Genomic DNA, 13,101 nt, shown 5'->3' with positions numbered 1-13,101 from the left:
GCGCAGGGCTCCCTACGGCAAGGGCGCCACCAGCACGATGCAGTCGACCGGGCAGGCCGGGATGCACAGCTCGCAACCGGTGCACAACGGTTCGATTACCGTATGCATGTGTTTCGAACCGCCGATGATGGCGTCCACCGGGCAGGCCTGGATGCACTTGGTGCAGCCGATGCAGTCGGCTTCCACGATCAGCGCCACCTGCGCCGGCTTGTGCGCACCCCGGGCTCGGTCGAAGGGCAGCGCCGCGACACCGAGCACGTGCGCAAGCGCACGCGCGCCGGCATCGCCACCCGGGGGGCAGCGTTCGATGCCCGCCTCGCCGCGCGCCATCGCCTCGGCATACGGCCGGCAGCCGGCGTAACCGCATTGGCCGCACTGGGTTTGCGGCAGGATGCGGTCGAGGCGTTCGATCAAGTCTGCCTGCATGTCCTGGTTTGCCGTCGTTTGCCGTGAATGCACGAACCCGGTGCTCAAGGGGCGCGCAGCGGCAAAGTCACTGGATCATCGCCTGCGCGGGGCGGGTTATCTCACCGGCATGCCGGGCTGCGCGCCGTCGTCGACGGCCAGCAGGTGCAGCGGCCCGCCGTCGAAGCCGGCCGACAGGATCATGCCTTCGCTGATGCCGAACCGCATCTTGCGTGGCGCGAGGTTGGCGATGAAGACGACGTTGCGGCCGACCAGCGTTTCCGGCGCGCCATAGCTGGCGCGGATCCCGGAGAAGACCTGGCGCCTGCCCAGGTCCCCGGCATCGAGTTCGAAGCGCAGCAGTTTGTCCGAACCTTCCACGGCCTCGCAGGCGAGCACCTTGCCGATGCGCAGGTCGAGCTTGGCGAAATCATCGATACCGATGGTCGCCATCGGCGCGGTGCCATCGGCAACCGCCGTCGCGCCAGCGGTGTCTGCGGGGGCGGCGCTTGTCGGGGCGGTTTTCGCCACGGGTTTCTCCGGTGCAGGGCGAGCGGGTCGCGCCGCCGAGGCGCCGGCGGCAGTCGCCCCGGCCGCCGGGGCGAGGGTGTCCCTGGAAGCTTCGGTCATGGCGTCGATCTGTTTCGGGTCGAGGCGGGTGAACAGCGGCTGGTAGTCGCCGATGGCGTGGCCGAGCAACGGTGCGGCGGCGTCGTCCCAGCGTTGCAGCGGCGCATCCAGGAAATCCTCCGCCTGGCGCGCGAGCGCCGGCAGCACCGGCGCCAGCGCCAGGGCAAGCACCCGGAACAGGTTCAGCCCCTGGGTGCACACGGCCTGCAGTTCGTCGTCGGCGCCCACCTGCTTCGCAATCACCCACGGCTTGCGCTCGTCGATGTACTTGTTGGCCTCGTCGGCCAGCGCCATCGCCTGGCGCAGCACGCTGGCTGCTTCGTTGCGCTCGTAGGCCTCGCGGATCGGCGCCAGCGCGGCGACGAACCGTGCGTACGTCGCCGGCTCCGGCAGCGCCGGCGCCAGCCGGCCGTCGAAGCGCTTGCCGATGAAGCCGGCACAGCGGCTGGCAAGGTTGACGAACTTGCCGACCACGTCGGCGTTCACCCGCGCGACGAAGTCGACAAGGTTCAGGTCGAGGTCGTCGACACCGCCCGAGGACTTGGCTGCGAAGTAGTAGCGCAGCGCTTCCGGCGGCAGCCCGCTGTCGAGGTAGGTCCGCGCCATCACGAAGGTTCCGCGCGACTTCGACATCTTGGCGCCGTCCACGGTCAGGTAGCCGTTGACGTGCAGCCGCGTCGGCGCGCGCATGCCGGCGCCGTGCAGCATCGCCGGCCAGAACAGGCCATGGAAGTTGACGATGTCCTTGCCGATGAAGTGGTGCATCTCGGCGCTGCTGTCGGGCACGATGAAATCGTGGAATTCCAGGCCGGTGCGTTCGCACAGCGCGCGGAAGCTCGACAGGTAGCCGATCGGCGCATCGATCCAGACGTACAGGTACTTGCCCGGATGGCCCGGGATCTGGAAACCGAAATACGGCGCGTCGCGCGAGATGTCCCAGGCGCGCAGGCCGCCTTCGCCGTCCAGCCATTCCAGCAGCTTGGCCTTGACCCCGGGCACCGCGACGTCGCCGGCCAGCCACTGGCGCAGGAATCCTTCGAAATGGCCGAGTTCGAAGAAGAAGTGCTCGGACTCGCGCAGTTCCGGCGTGGCGCCGCTGACCACCGAGTACGGCGACTTGAGTTCGGTCGGCGAGTAGGTCGCGCCGCAGTGTTCGCAGTTGTCCCCGTACTGGTCGGGCGTGCCGCAGTTGGGGCAGGTGCCCTTGACGTAGCGGTCGGGCAGGAACATGCCCTTGACCGGGTCGTACAGCTGCGCCACCGAACGCCGCGAGACGTGGCCGCTGGCGTCGAGCCTGGCGTAGATCGCCTCGGTCAGCGCGCGGTTGCCGGCCGAGTTGGTGGAGTCGTAGTGGTCGAAAGCGATGCCGAAGTCGGCGAAGTCGCGTTCGTGCGCGGCCTGGATGCCGGCGATGAAGGCTTCCGGCGTGGTCCCGGCCTTCTCCGCGGCGAGCATGATCGGGGTGCCGTGGGTGTCGTCGGCGCAGACGTAATGCACGGTTTCGCCGGCCATCCGCCGCGCTCGCACCCAGATGTCGGCCTGGATGTAGCCCACCAGATGGCCCAGGTGCAGCGGGCCATTGGCATAGGGCAGGGCGTTGGTGACGAGCGCGGTGCGGGGCATGGGAATCGGCGTGCAAGGCTGGGTGCGATTATCGCATGGCCATGAAAACGCACGGCCCGGAAATCCGGGCCGTGCGTGGTGTCGCGGTGTGCCTGGCGCCGGTTATTCGTCGCGCAGCCAGGTCTGGGTACGGCCGAGCAGCGAGAAGCCCATGTAGCCGCGGACCTCGAGCTTCATGCCGTCGTCGATCGGCGTCATCTTGGCCGAATAGACCTTGCCGTTCTTGGGATCCATGATGCGGCCGCCTTCCCAGCTGGCGCCCTGGTGCTTCAGCCCCCAGGCGATGACCATGCCTTCGATCGGCTTGTTGTGGTTGGCGCCCTTGCAGGCGTCGCACACCGGGTGCGGGCCCTTCTCGGAGTCGAGTACCTGCAGCACCTTGGCCTGGAGGGTGCCATCGGTTGCGGTGTAGACCTCGACGATCGACTTCACCTTGTCGGTCTTGTCGTCGATGGTGCGCCACTTGCCTACCGGGCTTTCCTGGGCGGATGCGTTCTGGGCGAAGGCCGCCAGCGGTAGCGCGAGCAGCAGCAGTGCGGTGAATTTGATGCGCATGGTTCCCCTCCAAGGGATGGATGCCGGGCGGCGGCGAGCCGCCCGGGCTACCGGACTTATACCGCATCCGCCAGCGTATGGTGGCCGCCCCGGCAACGGCATTCAGCCGCGGGCGCGGCTGTCGCGCGCCGGGCCTGCGTGGCGCCCCCGCTACAATGGCGGCATGAACGAACTCGAACAGCGGTTGGCGGCCGTCATCGACCCCGCCAGTGGCCTGCGCCTGTCCGAAACCGGGGCGCGCGTACGCGTGGCCAGCGACGGCGGCCAGGCGGCAGTGGCATTGACCCTGGGGTATCCGCTGGCCGCGGACGGCATCGCCGCCCTGCGCGGCGCGGTGGTGCAGGCGCTGGGGGCGATGCCGCTGGCCAGCTTCGAGGTCGGGCAACGGATCCTTCCGCACGCCCCGCAGCCCAACGTCGCGCCGTCGCCGCGGGTGCGGAACATCCTCGCGATCGGTTCGGGCAAGGGCGGCGTCGGCAAGTCCACCACCGCGGTCAACCTGGCCCTGGCCCTGGCCGCGGACGGCGCCCGCGTCGGCGTGCTCGACGCCGACGTCTACGGCCCCAGCGTGCCGATGATGCTGGGCCTGTCCGGCCGCCCCGACAGCCCCGATGGCAAGGCGATCGAACCGATGCGCGCGCACGGCATCGAGGCGATGTCGATCGGGCTGATGGTCGAGCAGGACACGCCGATGATCTGGCGTGGCCCGATGGCGACCTCGGCCCTCACGCAGTTGCTCGAGCAGACCCTGTGGGGCGGCGAGGCGGGGCTGGACTATCTCATCGTGGACCTGCCGCCGGGCACCGGCGACATCCAGCTGACGCTTGCGCAGAAGATCCCGGTGGCCGGCGCGATCATCGTCACCACCCCGCAGGACGTGGCCACGCTGGACGCGCGCAAGGCGCTGAAGATGTTCGAGAAGGTCAACGTACCGGTGCTCGGCCTGGTCGAGAACATGGCCGTGCACGTCTGCAGCCAGTGCGGCCACGCCGAGCACATCTTCGGCAGCGGCGGCGGCGAGCGGATCGCGGCGCAGTACGGCGTGCCGTTGCTGGGCAGCCTGCCGCTCGAGCTGGCGATCCGCGAGCAGGGCGATGCCGGCGTGCCCGTGGTGGCCTTCGCGCCCGATTCGGCCGCGGCCCGCGCCTATCGCGACACCGCGCGCGCGATCGCGGCGCGGCTGGCCATGCGCCCGCGCGCGGCGATGCCGATCGCCTCGTCCATGGTCTGATCCGGACTGGGCCTGTCCCGGTCTTTACAATGCCCCGCTTTGGCCGCCTGGCCGCAGGAAACGACGCATGAGCATCAAGAGCGATCGCTGGATCCGCCGCATGGCAGAGCAGCAGAAGATGATCGAACCGTTCGAGCCGGGGCAGGTCAAGCATGCGGCCGACGGCCACCGCATAGTCAGCTACGGCACCTCCAGCTATGGCTACGACGTGCGCTGCTCGCGCGAGTTCAAGGTGTTCACCAACATCAACTCGACCATCGTCGACCCCAAGGCGTTCGACCCCGGCAGCTTCGTCGACATCGAGTCGGACGTCTGCATCATCCCGCCCAACTCCTTCGCCCTGGCGCGCACGGTCGAGTTCTTCCGCATCCCCCGCGACACCTTGGTGGTGTGCCTCGGCAAGAGTACCTACGCGCGTTGCGGGATCATCGTCAACGTGACCCCGCTGGAGCCGGAGTGGGAAGGCCACGTGACGCTGGAGTTCAGCAACACCACGCCGCTGCCGGCGCGGATCTACGCCAACGAGGGCGTCGCGCAGATGCTGTTCTTCCAGGCCAGTGCCGACGACGTCTGCGAGACCAGCTACCGCGATCGCGGCGGCAAGTACCAGGGCCAGACCGGGGTCACGCTGCCCAAGACCTGAGCGCCCCCAGTTGTGGGAGCGGTTTCAGCCGCGAGCTTTTCGGGGTCCGTTCGATACCGGGCAAAGGGCTCGCGGCTGAAGCCGCTCCCACAAAGGGATATTCAGGGCTTGCGGTAGGTGACGAAAAAGCCCTGCAGGTCGCCGTTCTCGATGTAGGGCGCCACGTCCACGACCTGGTAGCCGCGGCTCGCGAACGCCTGGTGTGCGCGGCTCAGCGAATTCGCCGCGCCCTGGTTGCGGAAGCCCCAGCTCGCGTCGACCCAGATGGTGACCGCGGCCAGGTTGGCGCGCGCGGCTTCCTCGGCGGATTTCTCCGGCGACTTGTCGAACAGGCCCGCGTGCGCGGGCAAGGATGTCGCAATCGCCGTGGTGGCGAGCAGGGCGGCAAGCAGCAGCTGTCTCATGCGTTCTCCGTGGATCGTTGCCCGCGTGGGGCGCTCATTGCGCCGGCGCGGCCTCGCCCGTCGGCGCCGTATCGGACGCCGGCGTGGCCGTCGGTGTCGACGCGGGGGCTGCGACAGCGGTCGCCGGCGCCGTCCACAACCTCGCCTCGGCACTGCCGCCGAGCATCTGCGCGCGCACCAGCGGGATCGGCGGGCCGCCATAACCCAGGAACTGGTCGTGGAACGCCTTCCAGCCGGTGCGGCCGCCGTGTTGCGCGGTCCAGTCCTCGCGCAGCTGCATGATCATCAGCTTGCCCAGCGTGTAGTTGAGGTAGGCCGGATCGTAGGTGCCGCGCGCAGCCTGCTGGCGCGCGCTGCCCGGGTTCTGGAACGCCTGCTCGAGGAACATCTTCTCCGATTGCGCCATGCTCATGCCGCCGGTGTGCAGGCCGATCGCCGACAGGTAGCGGACGTCGCGCAGCAGCGCGTTTGCAAGCTGGCCGATGTGGGTCTCGGGCGTGCCGCCACCGACGCCGGCATCGAACATCATCTCCTCGGTGTAGTGCGCCCAGCCCTCGGCGAAGGCGTAACCGACGAACAGCTGGCCGAACTTCCAGTCCGAGCGGTTGGAATGCAGGAACTGCAGGAAGTGGCCCGGCCAGACCTCGTGCGCGGACACGAACAACAGGTCCGCCTTGCCCGGCACGTAGGCGTCGCGTTCGGCCTTCGGCCATTTCGGGTCCGGCGGCGCGATGTAGTACACCGATGGCAGGTTCTTCTCGTATGGCCCCGGGATCTCGATGTAGGCGAAGTTCCAGCGGTTGAACGGCGGCGCCTCCTCGACTTTGGCCTGTTCCCGCCCCGGGATCGTTGCCAGGTCCTTGTCGACGATGAACTGGCGGAGGCTGTCGAGTTGCGCGCGCGCGCCTTCGACCGCGCCGCCCTCGGGCTTGTCCGCGGCTTGCTTCGCGACGCAGTCCTTCAGCGGCTTGCCGGCGGCGTACTGGTCGCAGGCGGCCTTGAGCGCGTCGAGGTTGCGCTGCAGGTCGGCTTCGCCCGCGGCCTTGAGCCGGTCCAGCGGGATGTCGACCCGTTCGGTCGCGCGCAGCATCTTCGAGAATTTCTCCGCGCCGAGCGCGAAGTCCTGGGTCGCCTGCGGCTGCTGCGCCGCAAGCCAGTCGGCCATGCCCTGCGTGGCCTGGATCGCGGCGGCGTTGGACGCCTTGAAGCGCGCCTGCAGGGCGTCGTCCTTCACTTCGGCGAAGATCGCCGGCACGTCGGACCTGAAGAAACTCGCGTAGCCGGCGAACGAATTGACCCCGAGGTCGATGTACGACGCCGGCAGCGGCAGCTTGAAGTTGGCCCTGACCTGGTCGATCGCCTTCGGCAGTGCTTCCTGGTAGGCGACGAAGGCGGCCATGCGCTGCGGCAAGGGCGCGTACGGGCGGGTGAGGTACATGCTCGGCGACAGGTCGCCGGTGTAGAAGCCGGGGTTGTTGTACGGGAACCCCGAGTCCTCCAGCCAGAACAGGTTCCCGTCGATCACCGCCAGCACGTAGTCGCGCTGGAATCGGCGCCTGTCGTCCAGCTGCGCGTCGGTGAAGCCGGCGAACCTGTCGCGCTGCGCGTGCAGCCAGTCGCCGGTGGCCTTCAATCCCGCCGGGCTGTAGTCGGGCAGCTTGCCGTCGAACTCATGCCGGCCGGCGTTGGCGGCGAAAGTCGGGTAATGCTGGAAGGCGCCATCGATGAAGGCGTCGACCGCCGATGCGAAGGCGGCGTCCTGGCTGGCGACCGCGGGCGCCGGCGCCTGCGTGCTCGGTGCGGGGGCGGCGTCGCGCCTGCAGCCGGCGAGCAGCGCGACGGCGACCAGCGCGGAAACGGCGGCGACGCGGGCGGAAGGCAGGTGGCGCATGCGCGTATTCCTCTTGGAGGCAGGCGCCGAGCCTAGGCCCTGGCCGCGGGCCGCGCAACGCGGCGGCTCAGGCCAGCAGGGCGTCGCGCAGCTGGGCGATGCGTTCCACCAGCCCTTCGGGCGTATAAGGCCGCGCCGCGACCCGTCCCCAGACCGGCGACGGCCACGCCGGGTCGTGCTCGTAGCGCGCGATCACGTGCACGTGCAGTTGCGGCACCAGGTTGCCGAGTGCGGCGACGTTGAGCTTGTGCGGCTGGAACACGTCGCGCAACGCGCGCGAGGCGAGGTCGATCTCGTCGCTCAGTGCATGCCGTTGCCTGGCATCGAGGTCGATCAATTCGCGCGCCTGCGGCAGCCGCGGCACCAGCACCAGCCAGGGATAGTTGGCGTCGTCCATCAGCCGCAGCTCGCACAGCGCGAATGCGACGACCGGGTGGGTGTCGGCGGCCAGTTGCGGATGCAGTTCGTAGTGCTGCGGAACCTGGTGCGAATGCCTGCTCATGGCGATCTCCTGCGCGGCCTCAGCCCAGCGCGCGCGCGAACAGTTCCATGGTGCGCTGGTGGGCGAGCCGGGCGGCCGCGCCGTCGTAGTGCGTCGGGTCGATCTCGCGGTTGAAGGCGTGGCCTGCGCCCTCGTAGACGTGGACTTCGGCCCCGGGTTGGCGCGCGCGGTGCGCGGCGACCGCCTCGGGTGGAATCGAAGGGTCGCTGTGGCCGAAATGGAACTGGATCGGCGCGCGCAGCGGCTCGTCCAGGAACGCCAGGTTGCGGGCGCCATAGTAGCTGGATGCCGGCAGTCCCAGGCGGGTGTTGCCGAGCAGGGCGACGGTGCCGCCCCAGCAGAAGCCGACGATCCCCACCTTCAACCCCTCGGCCTGGAGCAGGGCGGCCGCCGCGCCGGTGACCGTGTTCGCGCGTTCCAGCCCGACGGCATCGGCCAGCGCCTTGCCGCGCGCCACCCCGGCGGCGTCGTAGCCCAGTTCGACGCCGCGTTCGACCACGTCGAAATACGCGGGCGCCAGCGCCACGTAGCCTCCCGCGGCGTAGCGGTCGACCACGCCACGGACGTGCGCGTTCACGCCGAAGATCTCCTGCACCACCACCAGCGCGCCGCGCGGCGCCTCGACCGGATCGGCGCGCCAGCCGCCGATGCTGCCGGCGGGGGTGTCGAAGGCGATGTCGCGGCCCATGCGCGGCTCCCTGCGTGCGGGGGAATGATCGCGAACCCGGAGACAGGAGCGATCCCGGCCCGATTCTAGCCCCGGACTATAATTCGCGCCCCCCACGCGATCCTGCCCGATGTCCACGCCCCGTCCCGCCGCGCCCGCCCGCGAGCCCACGAACCCGAAAGTCGGCTTCGTCAGTCTCGGCTGCCCCAAGGCACTGGTCGACTCCGAGCGCATCCTCACCCAGTTGCGGGTCGAGGGCTACGACCTGGTGCAGAGCTACAACGACGCCGACGTGGTCGTGGTCAACACCTGCGGCTTCATCGACTCGGCCGTGGCCGAATCGCTGGACGCGATCGGCGAGGCGATGGCCGAGAACGGCAAGGTGATCGTCACCGGCTGCCTGGGCAAGCGCGAGGACGTGATTCGCCAGGCGCACCCGGGCGTGCTGTCGATCAGCGGCCCGCAGGACTACGGCAGCGTGATGAACGCGGTGCACGCGGCCGTGCCCCCTGCGCACGACCCGTTCATCCACCTGGTGCCGGACACCGGCATCAAGCTGACTCCAAAGCACTACGCCTATCTCAAGATCTCCGAAGGCTGCAACCACCGTTGCAGCTTCTGCATCATCCCGTCGATGCGCGGCGACCTGGCCTCGCGGCCGGTGGACGAGGTGCTGCGCGAGGCCGAAAAGCTCGCCATGGGCGGGGTGAAGGAACTGCTGGTGATCTCGCAGGACACCAGCGCCTACGGCGTCGACGTGAAGTACGCGGCGCGCGAGTGGCGCGGCAAGCCATACCAGACGCGGATGAAGGCGTTGTGCGAGGGCCTGTCCGAACTGGGGCTGTGGACGCGGCTGCATTACGTGTATCCGTATCCGCACGTGGACGAGATCATCCCGTTGATGGCGGACGGCAAGCTGCTGCCTTACCTGGACATCCCGTTCCAGCACGCCAGCCCGCGCATCCTCAAGCTGATGAAGCGGCCAGGCGCGGTCGACAGGACGCTGGGGCGCATATCGCGCTGGCGCGAGATCGCGCCCGAGCTCACGATCCGCTCCACCTTCATCGTCGGCTTCCCCGGCGAGACCGAGGCCGAGTTCGAGGAACTGCTGGACTTCCTCGACGTGGCGCAACTGGACCGTGTCGGCGCCTTCGCTTATTCGCCGGTCGAGGGCGCCAGGGCCAACGAGCTGCCCGATCCGGTGGACGAGGATGTCAAACAGGAGCGCCTGGCGCGCTTCATGGAACGCCAGGCCGCGATCAGCACGGCCAGGCTCGAGGCCAAGGTCGGCAGCGTGCAGCGCTGCCTGGTCGATGCCATCGACGGCGAACTGGCGATCGCGCGTTCGATGGCCGACGCGCCGGAGATCGACGGCGTGGTGCAGGTGCAGGACGGACGCGATGCCGGGTTGCAGCCCGGGCAATTCGTCGACGTCGAGATCCTCGGCAGCGACGAGCACGACCTCTACGGCGAAGTCGCCGTTTGATTCAGCGGCGCGACAACAGCATCGGCTTCGTGGAGGGCAGCCGCGGGTCCCGGCCAGCGAGGCGGGACACGCCGCAAGTACATCCATGTAGGCTTTTCAGCGACATCCATGTCGCTGAAAGTCCTCGCAGGCCGGGACCCGCGACTGCTGCCGCAGCTGGAGCGACACGGATTCCTGCAGCCGAAGACCGTGGTTCCATGTCGTGGTGACGTCGTGCGTGCGGGCCCGCCGGGCGGGGGTGTCGGCGACATGGATGTCGCCGATCAGCCTACAAGGACGTATTCACGGCGTCCCCCGACCGGCAGGCCCGCGCGTACGGCGGACCCGCAAGAGTTGGCAGGCTTTTGCCCGCACCACCAGCAGCGACTGGCCCCTCCGCGCCGGGCAGGGCATGGCGTAGGATCGGGGAATGGCCAAGGCCACGACATCGCCGGCATACGAATGGCGCACGGTGCTGCGCCATCGCGCGCCCCTGCGCTGGATGCACTGGATCAACCTCGCCTGCATGCTGGTGCTGGTCGGCAGCGGGTTGCAGGTGTTCAACGCGCATCCGGCGTTGTACTGGGGCCAGGCCTCGAGCTTCGGCAGCCCGGTATTCGCGGCCAGCGCGGTACTCGGGCCCGATGGCAAGGGCCGCGGCATCACCCTGGTGGGCAACGCCAGCTTCGATACCACCGGCGTGCTCGGGGTGTCCGCGAACGGGGACGGGCGCATGGTCCGGCGCGGCTTCCCGGAATGGGCGACGATCCCGAGCACGCGTTCGCTGGCGCTGGGCCGGCGCTGGCACTTCTTCTTCGCCTGGTTGTGGGTGGTCAACGGCGCCTGCTACCTGGCGTGGTCGCTGGCCAGCCGGCACCTCGCGCGCGACCTGGCGATGCGCCGGCGCGACTGGCGCGACATCCCGCGTTCGATCGCCGACCACCTGCGCTTCCGCCATCCGGTCGGCGAGCAGGCGACGCGCTACAACCCGCTGCAGAAGCTGGCCTACCTCGGCGTGGTGTTCGTGCTGGCGCCGCTGGCGCTGCTGACCGGGCTGTCGATGTCGCCGCAGCTGGATTCGGTGCTCGGCTGGTGGCTGGCGCTGGTCGGCGGGCGGCAATCGGCGCGTACGCTGCATTTCATCGTGATGGTGCTGTTCGTGCTGTTCGCGCTGCTGCACGTGCTGATGGTGGTGTACGCGGGTCCGGTCAACGAATTGCGCTCGATGCTCAGCGGACGCTTCCGCGTGCGCTGGCCGCGCGCGGGGGAGGCGGGCGATGGCTGAGCGCGTGCTGCTGCCGCGCCGGCGGTTGCTGCGCGGCGCGATCGCCGGCACCGGCCTCGGCCTGCTGGCGGGCTGCGACGCGTTGTCGCGCAGCGAGCGCTTCGTCGACGTGCTCGGCGTCGCCGAGCACCTGTCGATGCGCGCGCAACGCGCGCTGACCGGCAACCGGCTGGCGACGGAATTCCCCGAGTCGATGATCTCGCCGGGGTTCCGGCCCAACGGATCGGTCGATCCGCGCACGCCCGAATACCTGGCGCTCAAGGCCGATGGCTTCAGCGGTTACCGGCTGCGCATCCGCGGGCTGGTCGAGCGGCCCCTGGAGTTATCGCTGGATGCGTTGCGCGCGCTGCCGCAGCGCACCCAAATCACCCGCCACGACTGCGTCGAGGGCTGGAGCGTGATCGGCAAGTGGCAGGGCGTGCCGCTGGCGCACCTGCTGGATCTCGCGCGGCCGAAACCGGCGGCGCGCTTCGTGGTGTTCCACTGCTTCGATGACCTGGGTGGCGACGGCTCGCGCTATTACGAGAGCGTCGACCTCCTGGATGCGTACCACCCGCAAACCATCGCCGCCTACAAGCTCAATGACGCCCCGCTGCCGATCGCCAACGGCGCGCCAGTGCGCATGCGGATCGAGCGCAAGCTCGGCTACAAGCAGCCCAAGTACGTGCACGCGGTCGAACTGGTCGACGCCTACGCCGGGTTCGGTGCCGGCAAGGGCGGCTACTGGGAAGACCAGGGCTACGACTGGTACGGCGGGATCTGACCCGGTCCAGGCGCCGACACCGCTTTTGCGCGCCGCCTGCGCACTGGCGTCCGCCCTTTTCGAGAGGCACCCCGCATGCGCAAGCTCGGCTGGTTCACCCGCACGGCCAAGGCGGCGTCGCGCTTCACCGGGCGGCCGTTGTGCTTCGCGCTGGCCGCCGGCGTGGTGCTGGCGTGGGTGGTCACCGGGCCGCTGTTCGATTTCAGCGATACCTGGCAGCTGGTGATCAACACCGGGACCACCGTCATCACCTTCCTGATGGTGTTCCTGATCCAGAACACGCAGAACCGCGACACCCAGGCGCTGCAGATCAAGCTCGACGAACTGATCCGCGCCACCCAGGGCGCGCACAACGCGCTGCTGGACCTGGAGGAACTGGAGGAGCGCGACCTGCAGCAGTTCCAGGATCGCTACGAGGAACTGGCGCGCAAGGCGCGCGAAGTACCCCGGGGCGACGATGATGCCGGGACGCCGGAGGTGGAAGTGGGTGACCTCGAAGCGCCCGCGGGCGCGCGGCATCGCATCAGCCGTCGCCGTCGTAATCCACCGCCAGGATCGTGAAACGGGTGGCGCCGCCCGGCAATGCCGCTTCGAATTCCTCGTCGACGCGCTTCTTCAGCATGGCGCGCGCCAGCGGCGAATCGATGCTGATGTGCCCGAGCCTGGCATCGGTCTCGTCGGGTCCGACGATGCGGTAGCGCGAGACCTCGCCGTTGGCGACACTCTCCACCTCCACCGTCGCGCCGAAGAACACCGCATCGCGATCCGTGGGCGCCGTGTCGACGACGCGCAGCACCTGCAGCCGCTTGCTGAGGTAGCGCACGCGACGGTCGATCTCGCCGAGCTGCTTCTTGCGGTAGGTGTACTCGGCGTTCTCGGAGCGGTCGCCCTCGGCGGCCGCCGCGGCCAGCGCCTTGACCACCTCCGGGCGCCGCACGCGCCACAGCTCGTCCAGTTCCGCCTTGAGGCGCGCATGGCCGGCGCGCGTGACCAGCGCGGTGCCGTGCGCGGCGGGCGGGCGCCAGCGTCCCAAGGCC

14 protein-coding genes are annotated in these 13,101 nt (G+C 69.3%); 6 read left to right on the top strand and 8 right to left on the bottom strand.

The features are described 5' to 3' along the window. Positions 1 to 12: 12 nt before the first annotated feature. The 3 genes from rnfB to MQC88_RS03605 all read right to left on the bottom strand — a co-directional run bounded on the left by rnfB (position 13) and on the right by MQC88_RS03605 (position 3,213). On the bottom strand, positions 13 to 459 hold the full coding sequence (gene rnfB, locus MQC88_RS03615; RefSeq protein WP_315857078.1) for an Rnf electron transport complex subunit RnfB: 447 nt from the start codon (positions 457 to 459) through the stop codon (positions 13 to 15). 63 nt (positions 460 to 522) lie between these two features. Then, complete coding sequence (gene metG / locus MQC88_RS03610; protein ID WP_243319256.1) at positions 523 to 2,658, bottom strand: methionine--tRNA ligase; 2,136 nt, start codon at positions 2,656 to 2,658, stop codon at positions 523 to 525. A 102-nt stretch (positions 2,659 to 2,760) separates the two neighbouring features. Next, a complete protein-coding gene (locus MQC88_RS03605) occupies positions 2,761 to 3,213 on the bottom strand; it encodes a DUF2147 domain-containing protein (protein ID WP_243319255.1) in 453 nt (150 codons plus the stop codon). 163 nt (positions 3,214 to 3,376) lie between these two features. On the opposite strand from MQC88_RS03605, the gene apbC reads away from it, so the two are divergent. Together apbC and dcd are read left to right on the top strand one after the other, a co-directional pair. After that, on the top strand, positions 3,377 to 4,444 hold the full coding sequence (gene apbC / locus MQC88_RS03600) for an iron-sulfur cluster carrier protein ApbC (protein WP_243319254.1): 1,068 nt from the start codon (positions 3,377 to 3,379) through the stop codon (positions 4,442 to 4,444). A gap of 67 nt (positions 4,445 to 4,511) precedes the next feature. Next, a complete protein-coding gene (dcd, locus tag MQC88_RS03595) occupies positions 4,512 to 5,087 on the top strand; it encodes a dCTP deaminase (RefSeq protein ID WP_243319253.1) in 576 nt (191 codons plus the stop codon). Positions 5,088 to 5,188: 101 nt separating this feature from the next. Here the strand turns inward: dcd and MQC88_RS03590 are convergent, their stop codons facing one another. The 4 genes from MQC88_RS03590 to MQC88_RS03575 all read right to left on the bottom strand — a co-directional run bounded on the left by MQC88_RS03590 (position 5,189) and on the right by MQC88_RS03575 (position 8,572). Next, positions 5,189 to 5,491: a hypothetical protein gene (locus MQC88_RS03590; RefSeq protein WP_243319252.1), complete on the bottom strand. Its 303-nt coding sequence runs from the start codon at positions 5,489 to 5,491 to the stop codon at positions 5,189 to 5,191. A 34-nt stretch (positions 5,492 to 5,525) separates the two neighbouring features. Continuing rightward, positions 5,526 to 7,382 (bottom strand): DUF885 domain-containing protein, encoded by a 1,857-nt coding sequence (locus tag MQC88_RS03585; RefSeq protein WP_243319251.1) that lies wholly within the window; start codon positions 7,380 to 7,382, stop codon positions 5,526 to 5,528. A 67-nt stretch (positions 7,383 to 7,449) separates the two neighbouring features. Further along, positions 7,450 to 7,884, bottom strand: a complete 435-nt coding sequence (locus MQC88_RS03580) for an HIT family protein (RefSeq protein WP_243319250.1) — start codon at positions 7,882 to 7,884, stop codon at positions 7,450 to 7,452. Between the two features lie 19 nt (positions 7,885 to 7,903). After that, positions 7,904 to 8,572: a dienelactone hydrolase family protein gene (locus MQC88_RS03575; RefSeq protein ID WP_243319249.1), complete on the bottom strand. Its 669-nt coding sequence runs from the start codon at positions 8,570 to 8,572 to the stop codon at positions 7,904 to 7,906. A gap of 109 nt (positions 8,573 to 8,681) precedes the next feature. On the opposite strand from MQC88_RS03575, the gene rimO reads away from it, so the two are divergent. The 4 genes from rimO to MQC88_RS03555 all read left to right on the top strand — a co-directional run bounded on the left by rimO (position 8,682) and on the right by MQC88_RS03555 (position 12,625). Beyond that, entirely contained in the window at positions 8,682 to 10,037 is a 1,356-nt protein-coding gene (gene rimO, locus MQC88_RS03570; RefSeq protein ID WP_243319248.1) for a 30S ribosomal protein S12 methylthiotransferase RimO, read from the top strand. 409 nt (positions 10,038 to 10,446) lie between these two features. Next, positions 10,447 to 11,301: a cytochrome b/b6 domain-containing protein gene (locus tag MQC88_RS03565; protein ID WP_243319247.1), complete on the top strand. Its 855-nt coding sequence runs from the start codon at positions 10,447 to 10,449 to the stop codon at positions 11,299 to 11,301. Further along, positions 11,294 to 12,064 carry a molybdopterin-binding protein gene (locus tag MQC88_RS03560; RefSeq protein ID WP_243319246.1) on the top strand — a complete coding sequence of 257 codons (771 nt, stop codon included), beginning with the start codon at positions 11,294 to 11,296 and terminating at the stop codon, positions 12,062 to 12,064. Before MQC88_RS03565 ends, MQC88_RS03560 begins: the two co-directional genes overlap by 8 nt. Before the next feature lie 75 nt (positions 12,065 to 12,139). Beyond that, the gene (locus MQC88_RS03555) at positions 12,140 to 12,625 is read left to right on the top strand and encodes a low affinity iron permease family protein (protein ID WP_243319245.1); all 486 of its coding nucleotides are present in this window, start codon (positions 12,140 to 12,142) and stop codon (positions 12,623 to 12,625) included. Here the strand turns inward: MQC88_RS03555 and greB are convergent. Beyond that, on the bottom strand, positions 12,588 to 13,097 hold the full coding sequence (gene greB / locus MQC88_RS03550) for a transcription elongation factor GreB (protein ID WP_243319244.1): 510 nt from the start codon (positions 13,095 to 13,097) through the stop codon (positions 12,588 to 12,590). The two genes, MQC88_RS03555 and greB, sit on opposite strands and share 38 nt — an antisense overlap. Between the last annotated feature and the right edge of the window lie 4 nt (positions 13,098 to 13,101).

The sequence above is a fragment of the Cognatiluteimonas sedimenti genome, assembly GCF_022808325.1.
Classification (GTDB): domain Bacteria; phylum Pseudomonadota; class Gammaproteobacteria; order Xanthomonadales; family Xanthomonadaceae; genus Cognatiluteimonas; species Cognatiluteimonas sedimenti.
This window is presented reverse-complemented; position numbering and strand designations above follow the sequence as displayed.